A 22,954-nucleotide genomic window follows, 5' to 3' on the forward strand; every position below is an offset into this window, starting at 1 on the left:
CCAGCCCTTATTTGCCTGCTAAATATTCGCCACAGAGCTAATACTCAGCCATGATAATGCAGGTAAGTATGTTCTTGTTTACTCGTCTGGTGCGAATACCGCTTTCAGCTCAGTAATCGACCCTGCGAATGTATCGGCTAACTCATCTAATGAAAGCAGTGTAAGCGAGCCTGATTTACCTACTTTTTCAAAATATAGACAGTGCTTATATAGCCGCATTAACCCCATAGTGCCTGCTGCACCTTTTAAGTTATGCGCAAGGCTTGTGACCAGTGCAGCGTCATTTGCTTTAAACGCATCTTCCAATTTACTGTGTGTTTCACTCGATGAATCAGTAAAGAGATGAATAAGGCGCTTCACTTGCACTTCACCCAAGACTTTCAAATCGCTTCCGAGTACTTTGCTATCTAACCATTGAGCATCCGCAATGGCGGCGTAATCATCTGCAATATCATTCGCGTCAGGCATATTTATCTCTTGGTTTAAAATTACATGATTAGGCACAGCTGCCGTCATCGCTTCACTATGAACGGCATCGTTCAGTGCATGACGATGCTGGTTACAGCCATGCTCTTTAATATTTAGAGCTGGATTCACCCGCGTAGATCCAGGCAAGACTTGATGTAGTATCTCTCGTAGTTCTTTCTCGACGATTGGTTTTGGCAAGAAGCCAGCAAAACCCGCGGCTAAATACCCTTCAACCTCTTCACGAAAAACATGCGCAGAGAAAGCGACCATAGGTGTTACTTTCGATGTAATCCCCGTCACTAACGTATCGCTACCATGCTGTGCTTCTTTATTACTAGCTTCAATATGACGCATTCGCGCCAGTAAGGTAACGCCATCGGTATCAGGTAAATTAATATCTAAAAAGACCAAATCGAACTGTTGCTGATGATAAATAGTTTCCGCCTGTTTACCATCCATCGCGGTCACAACACTGTGCCCAAGCCGTGTTAAGAAGCCTTCAGCAACCATGCTGTTTACCGGGTTATCTTCAACCAATAACACATGTGCTGGCTGTACATTTTGCTGCTGATATAACTCGCAATCACTTTCTTCTCCCTCTTCTAGTGGGATCGAAAACCAAAAACAGCTACCAACCGATACCGTAGAATCGGCGCCAATTTCACCGTCCATCGCTTCAACAATACGTTTACTGATGGCTAAGCCAAGCCCAGTTCCACCTACCGTTTTTCGTCCATCTTCGGCTTGGTGAAATGCGGTAAATAAACCGTCTTGCTCTTGCTCTGCAATACCGACACCAGAGTCCTGTACTTGAAACATCACTTCATCAGGCATGTCTGGGTGCATGCCCACGTTAACGCTCACTTGACCTTGGTGGGTAAACTTAATCGCATTACCAACCAAATTAACAAGCACTTGGCGAATACGAGTGACATCCCCCACCCAATGATCATTCATGTAGTTATCAACATGCGTCACTAAACGGATTTTTTTAGTACGAGCACGGTGTTCCAGCAAGTTATTAACATCTGACAACAGCTCACACAACGAGAAATCACTCAGACGAATGTCTAAATGACCCGCTTCAATTTTAGAGTAATCCAGCACGTCATTAAGAATATCCAACAAGTTTTCACCGCTGCGGTTAATCACGGCAAGGTACTTAGACTGTTTATCATCAAGGCCAGTATCGGCTAGTAATGACGCCGTACCTAAGACACCATTCATGGGGGTGCGGATCTCATGGCTCATGGTGGCAAGAAAAGCTGATTTTGCACGGTTGGCTTTTTCGGCTTCTATCCGCGCTTTAGCATGGTTGTCTACTTCTTGATTCAGCTTCGCATTTGTTTTCTCTAGCTCACCGGTCCGTTTTGCAACCAAACGCTCAAGGCTCGTTTTATGTTGTTGCAATTCAAAACGAATCTTTGATTCCACTTGAGCAAGGCGATGACGCTCGTAAGCGGTGTCACGCGCAACCATAATCGCCCGTCCCATTTCAGCTAGCTCATCATCGCCTGTTACCCTTAGCTTGATATCTAAGTCACCACGCGCTAGCGACAATAGTGCTTGGTTATATTCGTTCATACGGCGAATCACTTTGGCATACACAAAGCGCCACATGATCAATACGAGAGCCAACATACCAATAGCTGAAATACCGATTAAGCTATTGCGGGCGGCGGTTAACGTCTTATCAACTGTGGTTACGGCTTGTACCGTATTATGATTTGCCGTTGTAATAATATCGTCAACGGTACTGTTCACTTGTTGAAATAAAGCCAAGTTCTGCTGAGCCATTCGCTCTACATCTTGCTTAGCTTTCAGTAACAGATGTAAATTTTCAAATAACAACTCACCTTCATCTAAGGTCGCTGCGAGTTTGGTCAATTGCACTGAGCGGCTTGGATCTTCTACGGATTTAACGCGATTCTGAATAACCTTCGCTGCATGACTAAAGCGTTTTTGTTGAACATTTAGCCCTGCAGGATCATCTAATCGCATCGAATCATCGAGCATATTAATCACTTGCAAAGATAAAAATCGCAACTCAAAAAGGCGCTCAGTTAAATCCATGTCGACTTCAACTAAACTATCAAGCGCTTTGTAAACATCATTCGTCTTTTCTTTCGCAATCAAATCATAAATACGGGATACATTAGCGACTGCAATGGTGTTGGCATTTGACACTTGTGATTGTGACAATGCATCAATTTGTGAGGTCGCCGAACTCATTTTATTATTTAATTGATCAACCAGTTCTTGGAGCTCTATTTGACGACCGACCAACAAGCCCAGCATCGCAAGATTTTCGACAATTTTTTTAATATTGTCATCCAAGCGAGTCATCAATTCTGGCTCAAAAGAAAAACGTTCTAGCGCACTGAGGCTTTGTTTTAATGATTCCATGTGAATGGTTAACGCGCGGCCTTGCCTAATACGATCTTGCTCATCTTTCGCTTGGGCTAAAACTTGAGCTGAGAAAATAATGCGGGTACTGAGATCAGAAAGCTGACGTGCTTCCACCAGCGCAGGAACAGCAGAGTTAATTACTGTTCGCTCTGTTTTGGCTACAAACGAAAAACCAGCCACACCAATTAATACAGCAATAATCATCAACCCCGCCATTGCAGAGAAGGCCCAGAGGAGTTTTTGACCAATACCGTTTCGAGTGAACGCCATATGACTAACCACTTATCTTTCAATGTGCAATTATGGCGCTGACGCCATAGAATAGAGATATACTATTTTGCCAGTGATTTAGGCCTAGATGCTATCTACCATGCGAAAAATACCGTTAATATCCCTATTGTTTCTGTTTATTTCCTTCTCTTTGGGGGTAAAAACCGTTTATGCGCGTGAAGTGCTTAGTCATACACCACCATTTTCACCTGATGCCATTAGTGTTGCTATCGACTACCAGCCACTGACTCGCGCGCTAAAACCGTGGAAAATATGTGCGGTTTACCCTCATCTTAAAGATTCTTACTGGCTGTCGATTAACTATGGCATGGTTCAGCAAGCCAAACAGTTAGGTATTGAACTCAATGTTTTTGAGGCCGGTGGATACCCACAATTACAAAAACAACAAAGCCAGCTAACTGCCTGCAAAAAATGGCAAGCCGATGCCATTATTTTAGGCACGGTCGATCGCGATGCATATAACGGTATTCTATCTGGCCTGACGGGTGATATTCCGGTATTTGCCATGACTAACGACCTTGATTTTAACGACCCTAATATCCGTAAAACAATCAAGGCACGTGTGGGGGTTGATTGGTATTACATGGGTAAACAAACCGGTGACTTTTTAGCAAAACGCCACCCAAAAGGCAGTGGCAAAGTTAAAGTTGCTTGGTTACCAGGGCCAAAACGTCGCGGCGGTACTAAACCTGTTTCCGACGGTTTTAACGATGCTGTTTTTGGCTCAGACATCGAGGTGGTAACGACATTATGGGCAGATAACAGTAAAGAGCTTCAACGCGATCTGATCCAGCAGCTTTTTGATAACCACGCTGACATTGATTATATCGTTGGCGGCGCCGTGGCAGCCGAAGTCGCCATCAGTGAATTACGTACCAACAATAAAACCGACAAGATTAAGATTGTATCAACCTATCTCAGCCATGGCGTATACCGTGGGCTGCTGCGTGAAAAGATTCTATTTTCACCAACGGATAAAATGGCGCAACAAGCAAAACTCTCTGTCGACCAAGCAGTACGTTATTTAGAAGGTAAACCAAGTAATATTGACCTTGCACCTAAAATTGAAGCATTAACTCCCAATCACCTGCCTGAGGATACGATTACCAATTCGTTATCACCTGCAGAGTTTCGCCCTGTATTTCATGTGTCAGATCACCAAATTAAACGGTGATCTCATTCATGCTCATCCTAATCGACAAAAATATATTACAAGTTCATGATTCTTGAGTATTTGCCTTGTAGGAAGAGAGGACGCTCTGGTATTAATACCCTGCTATATCATTAGATATATCAACAATTGGCTAGAGAAGTAATCGTTCATACCTAACAGATAACAATAATAGGTGAAATGATTCCGTCACAGAAAGGAACTAGGTGCATTTATGCAAATAACAACACGCACTATGCAACGTCGCAAGAACATCGCTTTGGTCGCTCACGATAACTACAAAAAACACTTATTGCGTTGGGCTACAGAGCACAAAGATAAACTTTGTGAGCATAATTTGTTTGCAACTGGCACCACAGGCTACATGATTTCAAAGGAAGTCGAGCTAGAGGTAAAATGTATGATCAGCGGCCCTATGGGTGGCGATCAACAATTAGGCGCCATGATTTCAGAAGGGCAAATTGATCTAATGATTTTCTTCTGGGACCCATTAAATGCCGTACCACACGATCCTGATGTCAAAGCATTATTACGTATTGCAGGCGTTTGGAACGTACCTGTTGCGACTAATCGTGCCAGTGCCAACTTCCTGATCACTTCACCACTACTTGATAATGAAGTGGAAATTGAAATTCCTGATTATGCCGCTTACCTTGCTGAGCGTGTGGGTTAACCCCTTCAGCGGTTAATCATAAAGAGTAAATACCCAAAAGCCTTCTCTTGCTGATGCAATGAGAAGGCTTTTATCTTGTCTGTATTGCTAATGCACTAACTTGCTTTTTTAGTGCGCTTAATTTTATTCAGCACCGAATAACTGTCATCTATCAATTCTTGTACAAACGGCGATACTTTGTCTTGATCCGCACAGACCCACACATGTTTTTTCGCACGCGTTAACGCCACATAAAACAAACGGCGTTCTTCTGCATCACTAAAAGCTTCATTACGCGCTTGCAAACTAGCCGCTAAACCCGTCTCACGATCTGGCGCGGGGAATATGCCCTTATTCACATCAATAATAAACACGTAATCAGCTTCTCGCCCTTTGCTGGCATGACAGGTCATAAATTGAATATTCAGTTGTGGCCATTTTTCTTGCCAACGACTCAAGTGTTCAGGACGTTGATTATTATTACGACCGAGCAATAAAACAGAAACTGGCTTTTCATGCTGGCTGGCCAACTGTACCAATTCCTGTTCTAGCAAATCTTGGCATAACAAGGTCACCGCTTTGCGCTTTTGCTTTTTAAAACTGGTGAGCGACTTAGTCACTTGCTCTGGGTTTTGCTGAATAAACGTATTCGCGACTTCACCAATCATACTGTTAAAGCGATACGTCGTTTCTAACTGCGTAATGTGGCAATCACCAAAACGTTCTTCAAAGCCCGTTGTCAGGTTCACATCTGCACCCGCAAAACGGTAAATGGCCTGCCAATCATCACCGACAGCAAACAAAGTCGCGTTACCTGCACCTTTCACATCGCTTTTACACAAGGCTTCAATTAACGCTAAACGGTGCGGTGAAATATCTTGGTATTCATCTACCATGATAAACTTCCAATGTGGTACAAACTTTCCATCTGCCACATATTCAGTTGCCAGCTGGATCATGGTATTAAAATCGATTTCTTTATTGGTCTTCAAATGCTGTTCATAGGCCCGAAAACATGGCCAAAGCAGTGCCAGCTCTGATTTCATTCTGCCATGAGAGGCTTCTTTATCACTTTGCTCAATCGTCTCGATTAATTCGGCTTTCTTCACACCACTACGTTGGCCGAGTAACTCAATATGTCGCCATACCCAAGCGATAAGCTGCTCATTGCTCGCCTGTTGCTCTAATGAATTATCAGCTTTAAAGCCGGGAATACGCCACTGTGTTAGGTGCTTTTGCCAACGCTTACTTGATGCGGCATTTTGCCACTGGCTTTTTAGCATTGCGCCAATCCATGCTGCGCGTGCTTTGTCATCCAATGCTAAGGGAGAAAGATTGGGACGCTCACCTTCCACAGCTTGAATGATTTGCGTACCTAAGCTGTGAAATGTCGCAACCTTGATGGCATTATTCACTTTGGTACTTAGGCGTTCACGCATTTCATCTGCGGCTTTACGGCCAAATGCCAGCATCAAAATATCTTCAGGGTGCGCTTGCTGATCGGCAATTAAATAGCCAGCACGCGCCACCAACACACTGGTTTTCCCCGTGCCGGCCCCAGCAAGAACAAGGTTATGATCTTGATTAATCAGTACAGCTTCGCGTTGCGAGGGATTTAACGGGGAGGATTCAAATTGATCGAACCATGATGCCCACTTTTCAGATTCCGATTCAAGCCATTCGCTGTTAGTTTGCACCACCCACTCTTGGTTATCGTCTAACCAAGGCGCGATAGTTTCAAGTGCATGTGGACGAAATGCCATCGCCAGTTCAGACGTTAGCTCTGTCTCCGCTAACTGCTTGTTCAAAGCATTATGTAACGCAACATGATCTGAGCGGCGTAAATAGCCTTTCTGTTTCGTGAAAGACTGAATTTGGGTCATCATTTGGGGAATTGCAGCATCTAATTTATCAACGCGATTATGTGCCCACTGACGGTAAGCACCCAGCAGGTAATTCGCGAATACTTTACAATGACGCCAAGGCAAACCATGTATGGTCCAGCAATATTGCTGATCCGCTGATGTTAATTCGAGAGAGCCCCACATCACGCCACGATGCACAGAAATCGCCCCATCCCATTCATCGAATAGGATTACTTCGGTTTCAGTTTGACTATCAAGAATTAGGCTATTTTCTTGCAATTCGATACTGTAAAAGTCGCCTTGTACTAACCATTGGGCAAACCAGTTGGCACTTAATCTCATCCTGTCCTCTGAAACACTGAGTCATTACACGCACGGCGTGAAATTTCACATCCAGTATTTAATACTAGCTGTTGGGTATATAACGGAACTAGAGATTACCAAGAACTCAGACTTCACCATAGCCTTCTGACCTAAAATTGACTAAATACCTCATCTCGACCATCAAATACTTGCATTTTTCATGCGGTTTTTATGCTGAAAAAAAGCAAAAAGCCCCTATATTTGATATATTTGCCCTCTTTATTGCGCTAAACATGATCGGCACAATGAATTGTTGTGTAACCTTTCTTCATTACGAATAAGAACTCATCAAAACCATGCAGAACAGCCGCTTCAAACTAACATTAGGCCGCTATTGGGCCAACGACCGTATTAACTACAGCATTCGTGTATTGATTGCACTGGTTGGTGTAGCACTACCCTGTTGGTATTGGGAAGCTAATACGGCTGTAACGCCTTTGGTGTTAGGTATTATCGCGTCAGCCTTGGCTGAAACCGATGATAATCTTCGCGGACGGATTAAAGCGCAAAGCATGACGCTGGTGTGTTTCTTGATTGCCTCGCTGTCTATCGAACTATTGTTCGACACACCTTGGCTATTCGCGATTGGTTTATTTATTTCAACCTTTGGCTTCATCATGCTAGGGGCGATGGGGGCACGTTACGCCAGCATTGCGTTTGCTTCGCTGTTATTAGCGGTATACACCATGCTCGGCGCTGAAAACAGCCCAAACCTTTGGTATCAACCTGCGTTACTGATTGCTGGTGCAAGTTGGTACGGCATGCTGTCGCTGACATGGCAATTACTGTGGCCTAATCAGCCCGTACAACAAAGTTTATCAGGCGTATTCAATGAATTCGCACACTACTTAGACAGTAAAAGTAAGCTCTTTGAGCCAGTCTTAGACATGGTACCTCAGCCACTGCGCCTTGAAGCAGCCAGTAAAAATGCCCGTGTTGTTACAGCTTTAAATAATGCCAAAGCCACACTGCTTCACCGTGCACGTCGAGGACAACCAAACCAAACGGGCGATAAATTCTTAAAAATCTACTTTTTAGCGCAAGACATTCACGAACGTGCCAGCTCATCCCATTATCGCTACCAAGATCTCGCTGCGGCGTTTCATCGCAGTGACGTACTGTTTCGCTTCCAACGCTTACTTACATCGCAAGCCAATGCCTGTCGTGAAATATCGCAAGCTTTATCCATGGGAAAACAGTATCGACATGGCGCGGAAAGCGTACGTGCTTTGGACGAACTGCAAGAGTCATTGAATTATCTTAAAGCGCAGAAAAATCCTGAGTGGCGAGTATTTCTGAGCCAACTGGAATACCTGTTTAACAACCTTGCGACGGTTGAGCGCCAGCTCTCAAATGTCAGTAACCCTGATGTGGCTCAAACAGGTGATGATATTGAATTGGCTGACACCGAAGCGCGCAGCATGAAAGAGTTGTGGCAGCGTTTTATCGGTCAATTTACACCAGACTCGATATTATTTCGTCATGCCTTGCGGATGGCTATCGCACTGGTAGTTGGTTATGGCTGTATTCAAGCGTTAGATCTAGAACGTGGTTACTGGATCTTGTTAACCACGCTATTTGTTTGCCAACCCAATTACAGTGCCACCCGCCAAAAACTGGTTCAGCGGGTTGCGGGGACGTTAGCGGGCTTGCTCATTGGTATTCCACTGCTCTATTTATTCCCAGGACAAGAAGGACAACTGGTACTCATGGTACTGGCTGGCGTGCTTTTCTTTGCATTTCGTACCGTTCGTTACGGTTTAGCGACAACCTTTATCACACTACTGGTGCTCTTTTGTTTCAACCAACTGGGTGAAGGCTATGCGGTAATTCTGCCTCGCTTGGGGGATACTTTACTTGGCTGTTTACTGGCGGTATTAGCGGTGAGTTATATTCTACCCGACTGGCAAGCGAATCGACTACATAATGTCATGTCGTCGGCGATCACCGCTAATCGCGATTATCTAGGTCAGATCATCGGTCAGTATCGAATCGGTAAAAAAGACAGTTTGCAGTACCGTGTGTCTCGACGCGATGCTCACAATACCGATGCACAACTCAGCACTGCTATCAGTAATATGCTGGCAGAACCCGGACGTTACCGCATGGCAACCGATGAGTGTTTCCGCTTCTTAACGCTAAACCATGCCATGTTGAGCTACATTTCGGCATTAGGTGCGCATAGAACCCGTTTAGATGAAGAATATACCCACCAGCTAGTGGCACAAGCTCACCGTTATATTCACTCTCAGCTAGATTGCTTATCTACCCAACTGGCAGGCAACGTTTGTGCTTCAGCACCAGACTGCGACAATGAGTTAGAGCAACGTTTAGCACAGTGGCGTGATGAAGACTGTACCTCTGCACGCATGGTGTTACAGCAATTACACTTAATCCATCGTATGCTGCCTGAACTGCATTCGCTCGCCAACAAATTAGCGGCGCGTACAACCAAGGAAAGCCAGAAGACAGAAGCTACGGCTTAACACTTTAAACGCTAGCAGTGACGGTTCTGAATAAACACCAAGCGTTACGATGTTTAAACAGTGGCTAAACACTAGCTAAGCTAATGTCTGAGCTAGTGTCTAAGCAAAGCAGAGGCAATACCTAGATAATATCGATACAGAGACAGCGCTGAAGCCATGCCCAAGGAACAACTTGGGCGTGGCTGATGAAAAGCGATGAGCGGATATAGGAAGTCGGTTACTCGTTCTCAGCGTTCAGGCTCATCTCACTGATTGTGTCTTTCAGCCAACATGTTGCAGGACCTGGCGGTGTCATCTTTGAGCTCATCATTTCAATATAGATAGCTTCAGTGCTACGACCAAAATCAACGTCTCTTAACTCAACCAGCGTCCCATTTTTAATCGCATCTTGGACACAAATATAGGGTAAGGCAGACCACCCCATTCCAGCTTCAACCCCTGCGACCAAATCAGGTAGATTATCCATTTCCCAGCGATTAACACTCAAAATAGCCGAATCATAAGAGCGGTTAACAGGTAAGAGTAATTGGCGTTGATGACATAACTCATCAAAGGTCACTCTTTTCCCTGCTAAAGCATGTTTAGGCGAAACCACAACTGTGGTATCAATCGGCTTGAGAGTGTAACTTTGGTAATCAAGGTTTTCTTTCATATCCCAAAAGCCAATCCCAATATCAATTGAGCCTTCGCTTACGGCACGGCGAAGTAAGTTGGAATCTAAATTCGTAACTTTCAACCTCACCTCGGGAAAGTGCTTACTAAAAGAAGTTAATAGATTAGGAATTACAAAATGACTGATACAGCCTTCAATCCCTATTGTCACTAGGTCTTCTTGTTGCTTGTGGTAACTTGCTACCTTGCGTTCCATATCGGCACTGAGATCAACAATACGCTTAGCGTAATCATATAAAGACAAACCTTCACTGGTCAGTGATGGATAGCGGCCCGTACGATCGAAAAGTGATAAGTTAAAATCGATCTCTAAATTGGCAATAAGCTGGCTGATCGCGGCTGGCGTTTTTTTAACAAGTCGCCCCGCAGCACTAAATGAACCTGTATCGGCTGCAGCTACAAATGCACTAAGTTGCTCAAGATTCATCAAGTTACCCTATAAATGCTCAAATATTCACCATGGATATTCATGGTAACGTACTCATTAAGATTAGTACGCCTCTACAGATGTTTTTGACAAAAAACTAACACGAAAGATTTCGCTAACCTGCTGAACAAGAAGACCAATCTCAATCGATAGTCATTTACCCGCATTGGTATTAATCTAATTTGAATGCTTGTTGATTAAACAACTGAGTAATGATGTCTTCACTTGTTGCTCCACTTGCAAGCCCTAAGTCTGATAAACCAACACTTGAAAGGTTAATCACCTGCGTACCGCCACCACTGGTATTCACATCTAGGCTGAGTGCGCTGTTATCACCACTCGCGGTAATACTTGCCAGTAGATCATCTAACCCTAAACCATCACTATTTTGATCATCCAAGATCTGAGAGATATCAAGTTGATCACTATTCAATTCAAAATCAGTGACCTCGTCGGTATGCGCGGCAATATCTTCGCTGCGCCACAAAAATAAATCATCACCACTGCCGCCCGTTAAAATATCATCGCCCAAACCACCAATCAGGATATCGTTACCACCAGCGGCCTCTAAAATATCGCTACCACTGCCTCCCGTTAGCGTTTCAGGATCGTCGCCACCTATCACCACGTTTCCATCGGGTGACGCTGTCGCCCCTACCGCTAAATCATCACTGGCTTCCACCGTGATATTGAGTTCAATTGTATTCACCGAGACTTCAGCCTCTCCACCAACGCTTGATTGTGCCTGCACTGACAGCGCTGTTGCCCCGGCACTGAGGCCACTAATATGCAGTTCTGTCAGTTCTGCGGGCGTTAATCGTGTACTGTTCGCATCAATCGTTGTTCCTAGTGGATCACCATTGCTGTCCACCAGCACACCGCCGTTTAAGCCACTCACCACAATAGTGAGTTCATCAGAAACAGGATTCGCCACGGCGGCCATTAAGCCTAGCAGCGGGATCAAGGTGGCAGTCGCCGCGGTTATCGTTGCTGTTTGTGGACGATTTAATGTGAGTGTCGGAATATCGGGTTTAGGTTGGACGGTAATATCAACCGTTTTGGTGTCTGTCAGTGGTCCTGAAGTCCCTGTATTTCCGTTGTCGTTGGTGAATACCGTCAGCGTGTCATTGCCATGAAAATCTGGATTACCTTGGTAGCTTAAGCCCACAGCAAGCGCAGTATTAATAGCATCAATTTGCCCTGTAATCTGCAGTGCTCCCGTACCCTGCCCTGTGACAATAATGTCAGTGGTATCGAGTAGGGTGAGCAAGCCATTGTTCACATTCAATGCCACGGCTATGTCACCATTATTCTCCCGAGCATCCACGTCGGTGATAACAATGTTTGAGATGGTCAGGGGAAGATCTTCGTCAGCTGACAACGGTCCTGTGGGTACGACATTAATGGGCGCATCGTTTTCAGCCGTCAGATTCAGGGTTAGAGTTTGATTGGTTGCCAAGCTATCTTCCGCTGCAACGCCGTTATCAACGCCGCGAATATTGACCGCCAGTACTATCTCTCCGTTGGCATTCACTGGGTTAAACACCAAACTATCGAGCTGCGTCGACGCAATTTCAAATTGCCATACACCACCGCCAAGGTTGACCGCCGTTCCGTTGGTCGGTACTTCAAAGGTACTGGAATCAGGCACATTCGATATGGTCACCAATAGCGACTCTGGTGGATTCTCTGTGACATTACTCACTGGCGGATTGACACTGTCTTGCTTGTCTCGCGCTTCTACATTGAGCTCAAGGGTAATGCTGGCGCTCTCTGTTCCTTGATAAACTGTAGTGATATCGCTGTCGACTCGATCCCCAATTGGCGTGACAGTCAGGTTCACGGTTGTGCTTTTCTCGGCAACCTCACTTAATAAATTTTCTTTGGTAAAAACCGTGATCCCCAGTTCGACATCACCACTAAAATCTTTCGGCGGGATCAGATTAATCCCCGATAAATCAAAGCGAGTACTATTGGCGGGAACCGTCACCTTCCATTCGCCATCGCCTAAATTACGGGCAGGAGAACCAATCAAGAAACCATCTGGCACATTGGTTATGAGCACAGACACCATAGATTCAGAGCCATCAATATCATCAAGCTGAAAAGCCACTGCGCCCAAGGATATGCCGCCCGCTTGCTCTTCTTCACCAACAATAACTTGGTCTGTGCCGCTAAATTGAACGTCATCATTTACGGGGATCACATCAAACTGAATACTGGTTATGACATTGCCAGAATCAGAAGCTGTTGCTGGCGTCGTTAAGTCATAAGTCACATTATCAATGACAACAGCATCAACGGAGACACTGACAGGGCCACTGTAGTCTTCAAAGGGTTGGAACTGAATGGCATCCAACTCACTGCTACTGACAGTGATCGATTGGGTCGGAGTTACAGTGCCATCAGGATTGGTCACCAAAAATGCCCCGAGGGCTGCATCTACCGACAGTGTCGCTTGCTCAACGCTTTCCAAGCCTTCATCTAGGCTGGTGCTTATATCCGCCAAGGTGGCCGCTAACGCTAGCGTGATAATGCCATCTTCGTAGGCGCCATCCGTTAAAATAACTTCAGGGTTCCCTGTCTCACTAATAGGTTGCTTACCAGCATCTAGTCCAGCGGTTTGCACCACATTAATATCAAATTCGGGGTTACCTTCATTCGGCACATCAACAATGGGGGCGACGCGTACTTGCAAGGTTAGGCTCTCAGTATTCACATCCCCGCTGGTGATATCGGTCGTTACCAAGCGCACAGGGAAATCAAAATCACCGGCAAAATCTTCCGCTAAAGTTAATGTCACGCTTGTTAATATGACTTCCCCTGTTGCTGGATCAACCGGCACCTGAATAACGAACTCACCATTAACAAAGTCAAATTCAGTGCCACCAATAGTGACACCACTTGGTAGATCACTAGCTTGAATAACCAAGGAGAAAACATCGTTAGTTTGATTACCATCAACGGCAACCGACACAATATTGCCAAGCTGAACACCCAGATCAACGGTGCGATCTTCATCACCCGTAATCACGCCATTGTTAACTACAATTGTGCCCGCTTGATTAGTATTTACCGAAGTGTTCGGCGAGAAGTCTAAGGTAAGCACATCATCAAATCGTACCCGTGAGCTGGTATCACCTTCAGGTATACCTGTTGCAGCGTTACTGTCCCCTTGGTCTTGCACTTGGCCGCTAATGGTTAAATCAAATGTGCCTGTATAGCCACTCGGGGCAACAATCTGAATGTTATTGAGCTGGCTTTCTGGCACAACCCAATTCCCTTCCCCATCATGGAAGCCACCCACCACCACAAAACCTTCAGGTAACGGGTCACCATTGCTGTCCGTTGTGGGGAAACTGATCACCACTTTTCGCACGATTTCATCGCTAGAATCTTGCGGTGTGGGGGCGTCGTTTTCAACAAAATTGAGCTGACCTTGCGAGTTAGCACCGTTACTTAAATCAATGACGCCTTGGTCGCTACTTTGCAAACTGCTGACCGCAGTACCTGTACTATCTTCAACTTGTAATACGCCATCAGGCTCAACAACCGCACGAATATCGACCACTAAACTACCGATGATCTCTTTGGTGGCTGTCGGCTCACCATCAAGATCGGTTTGCTCTATGACTAAACGGGTTGTGAGCGTTAAATCGCGATCTGAATCTTGTGGCGCTTGCAGCTGTAGCTGACCGCCTGATTGTAGCGTGCTAATTTGTGCCGACGTCAGCACAATCTCGCCACCAGCTTGTGGTACTAACACCAAACCATCTATCAACAAGGTGTAATCACTCGGGATAGCATCAATACTGAAGCCAACAATCTCTTCCTGATTATCAATAAAGCCTTCATCCGCCGTTGGCTGCCAATCAATATTGATTGTGGTATCTTCAAGCGCACCGTTTGAGGTGGTTTTAGTAAAATCCACGGCATCTATCACTGGCGCAATATTGATTTTAATCGTGCCTTCCGATGTTAACTGATCACCATCATCTTCTGTTGTTACCAAGGTTGCTTTAAGTTCGATATCCGCGGTGCTGTGCAATGGCGGAACAACGCTAATACTCTGCAATGATGATAAATTCACCTCGTACATCGGATGACCACTCGCGTCATTACCGACAAAGGTGAGAGTTTGCGGATTACCTGTCGCGTCAAATATCTGCACACCAGCAGGAATATTGGAAATAACGAGAGTTACAGTTTCTGAATTATCACTCGATTGTTTTAACGCGTCTTCTCCCGAGACAATATCGAAATTCAGGGTCGCGGTGCCATCTTCTAAAATTAAGGTTTCGACCCCCAACTCTGTGGGTAATTTCTGCCAATCACCCGGGTCGAGGCTACCATCAGGGTCATCAGCCACCACAAAATCAGGTACATCGGCAACGCCTGTTAACGCCACTTCAAGCTGCGCCGCTGGAGTAATAAACACATCTTGGACGGTTTGGGGATCGCCCGCGGCATCCGTAATCACCGCGGTATCAACAACTTTACCTTCAATAGTCAATGCAAAATCAAGGTTACTTTCTGGTGTCGATTGAAAAGTCAGTTGGCTGAGTTGATCAAAGGGCACTTCATATTTACCATCGCCATCTGGGGTTTGCTCTACATCATCGATAAATACCTTACTGGCAACAGGTAACCCCGACACCAGAATAAATCGCGCTTCCGAACCATCGGTATCATCTGTATCTGATAAAGTGATGAAGTTGCCCAATGCAATACGAACATCTTCGTCAGATTCTATTCGCGTCACTTTAAGCACTGCGTTATCCGCGACAGGTAACACATTCACCACTAATTCAATCGCCACTGAATCCGCATTTTGTACATCGAACACTGCGATCTCTTCACTTTGCGCGACGGCTGTTAGTCGAATATCACCACTATAGTTATCGTTTGGGTTAACCTGCACCGAATCAATATTCGCGGCGGCAATTCGCCATTGATTGGCTCCAACACTGGCTAATCCATTACCCACCAAAGTACCGTTTATTGTTCCGTTACTGTCTGGTTGAATTTCAATAATATAAAAGAGCGTCTCTGAACCATCGGTATCATTTAAATCAGCGGTTAATTGCAGCGCGATATTGGCTTCATCTTCACGCCCTGTGTAATGCAATTGCGTTTGCTCGAGATCCCACGTTGGAATATCAGCCAAACCTAACACAGTGACAGTAAACGTCGCGGGAATAGGTGGGTGCGGCACATCATCAGTATCGACCGTTACTTGAACCGCAAAATTCAAATTGCCATTAATGGTTGAGAAGTCAGCCGTTGGTAGAAAGCTGACATTGTTCATCTCATAAACTATGCCATCGGTCGTAGTAAACGCTGACACAGGTACAATATAAAACTGGCCGTCAGGTGTTTTATCTAACTTCACACCATCATGATAAAAGTCACCATTTTCAGTCGTGGGAACTTGAATTAACACCTCTCCAATGCGCTCGCCACGATCAGCATCTCCTATACTGACCTGCATAAATACAGGTGTTCCAGCGGGTGGATCGATAATTGTTTCATCAGGGTCTGGCACACGACCAACATCTTCCTGTGTTTCAACCGTTGCAATATCAATGATAATGATCGGGCTTTGGTCATCAATATTTAACATGATAGTGCTTAATGCAATATCCCCATCACCATCCGTCACTTTGTAAGGGATTTGATGCGTTAAGGTGGCACTATCATGGTCAATATTGGGTTCAACAATAAATTCAACCCGACCATTTTCCCGAATACGAAGCTGACCCAGTAAGACGCCGCGATCATCATGAATAGGGATGCTATTAAAGCCAGTTCCGGTTAAGAATACTTCTTGGCCTTGGTCAAAAATAGAAGTGACCGTTGCATCATCAGCCCCTTCACGGGCGGCTGGTAACAAGTTAACGCGATTAGTAGCGCCATCCCCTTCAGTCATCGAAAAGCTAATATCACGACCGTTAGCGACATCATCTGTTACCACCACGGCAAGGTTTACAACCTCACTTAAATCACCGTCTTGGTCTTGCGCTTGAATAGGCAATAAAACAACCAAGGTATCAGCACCTTGAACGCTATGATCCAAGGCGCCCAGTAAAGTAAATGTATAGCTTCCCGTCGGTTGCAAAACATACTCAAAGACAACTTTATCCGCGCCACCTTGCCCAGCGCCAGCCACCACACCTTGATATACGCCGCTACCCACATCTTGCAGCTCAATCAAAGCACCGTCACTGGTCAAAGTGGGATTTCGCTGATTAAAAGAGGCAGTATTGATAACAAAGGTCACCACTTCATCACTGCCCGTAGTTACGGTAAAAAGTGATGCATCAATATTGCCTGTTCCCGACGGATTCGACCCCTGATGATTGTCCGCATTACCATCAATATCACTTTCTAGCACTGCCGCTGGTTCAGGAGAATTGATGATGGGATTATCACCATCACGCAGCACCAATTCGACCAGCGCAGTGGTGGTTAAATCATCTCCATCGGTATCTTGCATTTGCAGCGGCAGGTTTATTGCTATTTGCGCGCCACTGACTTGCACTAAGCCTTGGCTATTGCCATTAATATTATGATCCAGCGGTGCATTCTGCGTCAGTGTCAAATTAACCATAACGTCTTCTGCGCCAGCATTTACACCTGAACTAGAACCTGAAACATTGACAGCACTGAACGTAATAACCAGTAGCGTTTGCCCTGCAAGCTCCCCTGTTAAGGTGTTGGTTGTAGCATCAAAACTGTAACTAAGTGCTTGCCCCGCAGATAAGACATCCGCTGTTAACTCTGCAATTAAGCTTGCAAGTTGCGCGGGGTCTATCGTGATGCTGCTTGGGTCTAAGCGATCAATGCCTGCTGCAAAAGTAAAACTCGCAGTATCAGAGGCGGGATAACCGTCAGCTTGTCCAGTCGGAGTGGATAAACTGCCTTCTCGTAAATCCGCGTTAGCTAGGGTAGTAAAGGCGCCGCTGGGGTCAATGCCATCATTAATGGTAATAATCAGCTCGCCATTTGGCACAGTGCCATCGTTATCGCTATCTTGCCCTGTCATTCCTAACACAAGCTCGGTGCTATCTTCAGCATTGATTTGGTCTAACGCTTGGCTTTGCACCAAGGTGTAACTACCGTCGGTTGCTAACGTTACCGTTAATACCGTTTGGCTCGGATCTGAAGCCAAAAATACCGTCAGCACATTCGCGCTAACGCTAAAATCAGTCGCAAAACCATGACTAGTGAGATTTTCAACACTTGGTTGAGATGATAAAAATGAGACTGACTGCATCACATCACTGCCCAAGTTTATCTCAATTTGACCATCATCAATCGTGCCGACTTCTGTGATTGCACTGCCTTGATCTTCAACAAAGGCAGGAGCTTCGCCATCCGTCGAGGCAACGGTTAATACCGCAGGTTGCCCTAAAAAATCACCATCACTGTTTTGCGCTTGAAGCGGTATTTTAAATTCGAGTTGTTGGTCGGTGACAGTGAGTAGTGTTTGAGATTGGCTCAGGTGATCCAGTGGTAATCGTTGGATCACCGTATTCGATATCAGAATATTCTGACCATCTTGAGTGGGAGTAATAACCACACTCAGCACTTCTTCACCCGAAGCTAATCGTCCCGTCAGGGTTATTTCCCCTGCCGTCGTTTGGCTTGTACTAAAGGTGATGGCTTGTTGGCTGCTCGTCAGCGAATTGAGTTCTTGTATCAGTGTTTGTTCAAACGCGGGGTCCAGAATCAGTGATTCGGGCACCATGCGATCAACCCCCGCTTTAATCACAAAACTGTCACTGTTTGACTCTGGGTATTGCTCTACCGTCACCGTGCTATCAAGATCACCCTCAACAACCTGTATACGCCCTTTATTACCGCCATCAGGATCGGCACCATCGAGAATTTTAATATTCACATTCTCAACATTACTGGTATCACCATCTTTGTCTGTCACCGTTACACCAAGGGCCAATACCGTCACATCTGTGATAGGGTCTTGGTCAAACGGTTGCGACAAGGTCACACTATAGGCCCCTGTCGTGGTGATGACGATTTGTAATACTTCAATGCTAGGGTCGTCGGCACGTGTTACTAGAATAGTATCGCCAGCCACTGAAAACTGGGTGACAAAACCATTACTGGTTAACCCAACTAACGTCGGCTGTTCTGCTGCAAAATCAACCCTTTCAATAAAGTCACTCCCTACATCAAGGGGAACCTGACCATTGATTGTTTGCGGTTCATTTTTCTCTTGTAATTCAACCCCAGGATCAGTGGCTAACGCAGGAAAATTACCATCATTCAGCACGGCATTCATAGTGACAGGCGCCAACATGGCATTGCCACCACCATCAAAGGCCTGAATGGAAAATGGAACAGTCAGCTGCTCACCATCCACTGAAACTAACCCGTTATTCGCCGCTATATGGTCTATAGGTAAACGCTGCTCAACCGTTAAGGTAACGGCTAAATCAGTCCCTGAGGTTTGGGCGCTTAAACCAAACACAACGACCACGCCCTCACTGCTGGTGCCTACAATTTCATTATCGGCAAGATTGTAAACAAAACTGACACTTTGCCCATTAGCCGTCACGCTTTGAGACAAGGCACTGAGAATTTGAGCCACTGATGCGGCTTCAAATACCACGCTGCTTGCTTCTAAGGGCAAAGATCCAGATTGAATGAGCACACTTTGCTGCGCATCGACAGGATAAGTTAAAGGCTGCAAATCCCCTTCCGTCAGAACAATAGAAACCGATTGACCACCAGCGGCTAAAATAAACGGCCTTTCGTCATCATCATCTTGGTTTGGAAAACGCTGAAAAGCTGTGTCGTAACCTGCCGTTGCCAAGGTTGAAAGGTAGTTGTAATCAATAGCAACAAAGCCATCATTGGCTGAACCAGCATCGTTACCTGCGGCAGGTGCATCTAAAATAGTGGTGGGATCTTGCCCTGCTAAAATAGCAGCTTGAATCGCTGCAATATCAATATCTTGCGCATCATCAGGAGAAGTAAATGCAATCAATGGGGGCTGAGAAACCGCTTGAGTACTTTGCTGAATAAGCGCACTGTTCATTGATTCAGAGGAGGTGTTGGGGTCTAAACAGGCGGCACAACTGGCATCAACAGTAACAAGATCACCGTTAATAAAAACCACCACTTGGGTACCTTCACCCGTAATAATAACTTGGCCTACCTTAAGCACCATACCGGGTTCAAGCGGGACTGCATTGTCGTTACTCATCAGTAAAAAGGCCGTTCCGTCGACGCTTTCAACTACTGCAGCTTTCCCCACATTAACTTGATACATCGCACCAGCCCCGCAACATGATCACCGACCTATAACTATTAAGTATGTACGAGTATTTGAATTTATCTTAAAACAGATATGAGAATCATAAATAAGAATCGGCTGCACCAAAATCTAACAAACCCAATCTACTCACCAACCTCACATTTAATTAGCTACATATTCATAACTATAATTACATTTGTTATCTACTATTAATAACAATAGATATAGGTATAACATCTGAATTTTGATCTCCTCGCAGCTTTAATTATCTACCAAATAGTATAGAATCCAGCCCTTCCTTCTGAATTCATACAACAGTAACGTACCAACACCATGATTGATTTTTCTATACTGCCTGTTTATTTAACTGCGGTGGTCGCTTTATTGCTGATCCCTGGCCCAGATATGTTACTGATTGCGAGCTCTAGTCTGAGCTACGGTCGAAAAGTCGGTGTATTTGCCAGCTTAGGTAATGCAACGTCGGGGGTGTTACTAACGCTATTGGCTGCAATGGGCGTATCTGCACTGATTGCGATGAACCCGATTGCGCTTGAAGTACTTCGCGTGATGGGCGGCGCTTATTTGTTAAAGATGGGCTGGGATTGCATGCGCACTACTCCATCAGATGCGCCTGAATTAGAAGCACAATCTGGCATAGCTAAAACCTTGTATCGCCGTGCGGTTATCAGTAACTTACTTAACCCTAAAGCGCTTATTTTCTTCGTGCTCTTTTTACCACAATTTGTGTCAACGCAATCAACCGCAACGTCAGGCGAACAAATGCTGGTACTTGGTTTACTGCTGAATGTATTGGGCTTACTGTTCAACTTGTTCTTGGTCACAACTGTCGGAAGCTTGGGTAAGACATTATTAAAGAATGAAAAATTCCGCACAAACCAGCACAAGTTCATGGGCTTAATCTTTTTTGTATTAGCCATTTGGTTATTGGCATCACAAGTGCCGACACCAACACTATAATTGACAGCTATTTGCAGATATTGATTTTAACAAACAAAAACGAAAGGCTTCCGATTGGAAGCCTTTTTTACATCTACTCAGCCAGTTGGTTCGAGCGTGCAAACCAAGAGTCAAGTTAGGGGGAATCTATGGAGAGCCAGTTACATTGAGTGATCAATAAAAACAACACGGCACTCATAAGGACGAAGTGTCAGCGTTTGTGCTGGCTTTTGTGCGCATTCAGGTTCAAGTAAACCTGCGTAGTTACCTAAAATATAATCCCCTTCCGCCATCTTAATCTCAGCCGGGATTTCGCACGTTACCGATTCACCATAGTAGTTATTAATGCACACTAACGTTTGATTTTCTGACTGACGCTTATAGCAAAACAGCTGCGAATGCTCTGGCATCAAATCGGTATAGTCACCCGTGGTGATTACATCCACCTCTTTACGTAACCTAATCAGCTTACGGTAATAATGAAAAACCGAATCAGGTGCTTCAATCGCTTGCTCTGCATTCAAGCTAGCGTAATTACTGGCGACTTCAAGCCAAGGTTTTCCTTGAGTAAACCCTGCGTGCGGACTGGCATCCCATTGCATTGGGGTACGTGAGTTATCTCGGGATTTCTGCGCCAAAATAGCCAGCATCTCTTGCTCACTCACACCTTGTTCATTCACCATTATGTTATACATATTGGTGCTTTCTACATCACGGTACTGATCAATTGAAGAATACTTAGGGTTCGTCATCCCAATCTCTTCACCTTGATATACATATGGTGTGCCTTGCATCATGTGAATCGAGGTTGCGAGCATTTTGGCTGACAGCTCGCGATATTCTTCATCATTACCCAAGCGGCTCACAACACGTGGCTGATCATGGTTACACCAAAACAATGCGCCCCAGCCATTAGCGTGCAAACCTTGTTGCCAATGATTGAAGATTGATTTCAGCTGTAAGAAGTCAAACGGCGCTTTGGTCCACTTATCACCATTTTTATAATCTGCTTTTAGGTGATGGAAATTAAAGACCATTGATAGCTCTTTACCATCGTGCGCTGAGTATTGTTGGCAGTGCTCTAGCGTTGTGGAAGACATTTCCCCCACGGTCACTGAACCGTATTTCTGAAACACAGCTTCGCTGATTTCTTGCAAGTATTCGTGTACTCGTGGGCCATCAGTATAAAAACGTCGACCATCACCAACGTCATCATTCAAGAAATCTTGCTGCTTAGAAATCAGGTTAATGACATCTAATCGGAAGCCATCGACGCCCTTTTCGGCCCAAAAACTAATAACGTCTTTCACTTCTTGGCGAACTTTCGGATTTTCCCAGTTAAGGTCTGCTTGCTCTTTAGCAAACAAATGTAAGTAGTATTGGTTAGTTGGTTCGTCTAATGCCCATGCATTACCACCAAACTTTGACTGCCAGTTCGTTGGTTCTGCGCCATCAACGGGATCGTGCCAAATATAGTAATCACGGTATGGACTAGTCTTATCACCCAATGCCGATTTGAACCATGCGTGTTCAGTCGATGTGTGGTTTACCACTATGTCCATAATAATGCGGATACCACGCTGGCGCGCTTGGCTAAGCAGCTCATTAAAGTCAGCCATGGTGCCAAAGTCTGGGTTAATGCGGTAATAGTCCGCAATATCGTAACCATTATCGACCATAGGGGATTCATATACTGGCGTTAACCAAATGGCGTCAACACCCAGCGTTTTAATATAATCGAGCTTTGAAATAATCCCTTTGATATCGCCAGTACCCTTTGCCCCACTGTCACAAAAGCTTTTTGGGTAAATTTGATAAATAGTTGCGGTGCGCCACCATTCATATTGCTCTGTCATCATGATTACTTGCTCACGTAATTCGTTGTATTTCTGGGACTGCACTTTTGGGTT

The 22,954-nt window shown here is 45.1% G+C and carries 9 protein-coding genes; 4 read left to right on the forward strand and 5 right to left on the reverse strand.

The annotated features are described in order from the left end of the window. Nucleotides 1–78: 78 nt before the first annotated feature. Nucleotides 79–3,147, reverse strand: a complete 3,069-nt coding sequence (torS, locus tag OCU87_RS11465) for a TMAO reductase system sensor histidine kinase/response regulator TorS (RefSeq protein ID WP_261857187.1) — start codon at nt 3,145–3,147, stop codon at nt 79–81. A gap of 100 nt (nt 3,148–3,247) precedes the next feature. Between torS and torT the strand changes: the two genes are divergently transcribed. Both torT and OCU87_RS11475 read left to right on the forward strand, forming a co-directional pair. Continuing rightward, nucleotides 3,248–4,342, forward strand: coding sequence for a TMAO reductase system periplasmic protein TorT (gene torT, locus OCU87_RS11470; RefSeq protein ID WP_261857188.1), 1,095 nt, complete (start codon nt 3,248–3,250; stop codon nt 4,340–4,342). A 211-nt stretch (nt 4,343–4,553) separates the two neighbouring features. Then, the gene (locus OCU87_RS11475) at nt 4,554–5,012 is read left to right on the forward strand and encodes a methylglyoxal synthase (RefSeq protein ID WP_062690790.1); all 459 of its coding nucleotides are present in this window, start codon (nt 4,554–4,556) and stop codon (nt 5,010–5,012) included. Between the two features lie 95 nt (nt 5,013–5,107). Here OCU87_RS11475 and helD read toward each other — a convergent pair whose 3' ends face one another. Then, entirely contained in the window at nt 5,108–7,198 is a 2,091-nt protein-coding gene (gene helD, locus OCU87_RS11480) for a DNA helicase IV (RefSeq protein ID WP_261857189.1), read from the reverse strand. A 317-nt stretch (nt 7,199–7,515) separates the two neighbouring features. On the opposite strand from helD, the gene yccS reads away from it, so the two are divergent. Beyond that, complete coding sequence (gene yccS, locus OCU87_RS11485) at nt 7,516–9,705, forward strand: YccS family putative transporter (RefSeq protein WP_261857190.1); 2,190 nt, start codon at nt 7,516–7,518, stop codon at nt 9,703–9,705. A gap of 217 nt (nt 9,706–9,922) precedes the next feature. Here yccS and OCU87_RS11490 read toward each other — a convergent pair whose 3' ends face one another. Both OCU87_RS11490 and OCU87_RS11495 read right to left on the reverse strand, forming a co-directional pair. Next, nucleotides 9,923–10,804, reverse strand: a complete 882-nt coding sequence (locus tag OCU87_RS11490) for a LysR family transcriptional regulator (RefSeq protein ID WP_261857191.1) — start codon at nt 10,802–10,804, stop codon at nt 9,923–9,925. Between the two features lie 172 nt (nt 10,805–10,976). Beyond that, nucleotides 10,977–20,102, reverse strand: a complete 9,126-nt coding sequence (locus OCU87_RS11495) for a retention module-containing protein (protein ID WP_261857192.1) — start codon at nt 20,100–20,102, stop codon at nt 10,977–10,979. A gap of 318 nt (nt 20,103–20,420) precedes the next feature. On the opposite strand from OCU87_RS11495, the gene OCU87_RS11500 reads away from it, so the two are divergent. Further along, nucleotides 20,421–21,065, forward strand: a complete 645-nt coding sequence (locus OCU87_RS11500) for a LysE family translocator (protein ID WP_062690782.1) — start codon at nt 20,421–20,423, stop codon at nt 21,063–21,065. A 140-nt stretch (nt 21,066–21,205) separates the two neighbouring features. On the opposite strand, the gene treC is transcribed toward OCU87_RS11500, so the two are convergent. Further along, nucleotides 21,206–22,903 carry an alpha,alpha-phosphotrehalase gene (treC, locus tag OCU87_RS11505; RefSeq protein WP_261857193.1) on the reverse strand — a complete coding sequence of 566 codons (1,698 nt, stop codon included), beginning with the start codon at nt 22,901–22,903 and terminating at the stop codon, nt 21,206–21,208. Between the last annotated feature and the right edge of the window lie 51 nt (nt 22,904–22,954).

It is taken from the genome of Photobacterium sanguinicancri, assembly GCF_024346675.1.
In the GTDB taxonomy this organism is placed as follows: Bacteria; Pseudomonadota; Gammaproteobacteria; order Enterobacterales; family Vibrionaceae; genus Photobacterium; species Photobacterium sanguinicancri.

Excerpts from the sequence above, each read along its gene's own strand:
- OCU87_RS11490 (WP_261857191.1), bottom strand. The coding sequence starts at position 10,804 with ATGAATCTTGAGCAACTTAGTGCATTTGTAGCTGCAGCCGATACAGGT.
- yccS (WP_261857190.1), top strand. The coding sequence starts at position 7,516 with ATGCAGAACAGCCGCTTCAAACTAACATTAGGCCGCTATTGGGCCAAC.
- helD (WP_261857189.1), bottom strand. The coding sequence starts at position 7,198 with ATGAGATTAAGTGCCAACTGGTTTGCCCAATGGTTAGTACAAGGCGAC.
- OCU87_RS11475 (WP_062690790.1), top strand. The coding sequence starts at position 4,554 with ATGCAAATAACAACACGCACTATGCAACGTCGCAAGAACATCGCTTTG.
- treC (WP_261857193.1), bottom strand. The coding sequence starts at position 22,903 with ATGATGACAGAGCAATATGAATGGTGGCGCACCGCAACTATTTATCAA.
- OCU87_RS11500 (WP_062690782.1), top strand. The coding sequence starts at position 20,421 with ATGATTGATTTTTCTATACTGCCTGTTTATTTAACTGCGGTGGTCGCT.
- OCU87_RS11495 (WP_261857192.1), bottom strand. The coding sequence starts at position 20,102 with ATGTATCAAGTTAATGTGGGGAAAGCTGCAGTAGTTGAAAGCGTCGAC.
- torT (WP_261857188.1), top strand. The coding sequence starts at position 3,248 with ATGCGAAAAATACCGTTAATATCCCTATTGTTTCTGTTTATTTCCTTC.
- torS (WP_261857187.1), bottom strand. The coding sequence starts at position 3,147 with ATGGCGTTCACTCGAAACGGTATTGGTCAAAAACTCCTCTGGGCCTTC.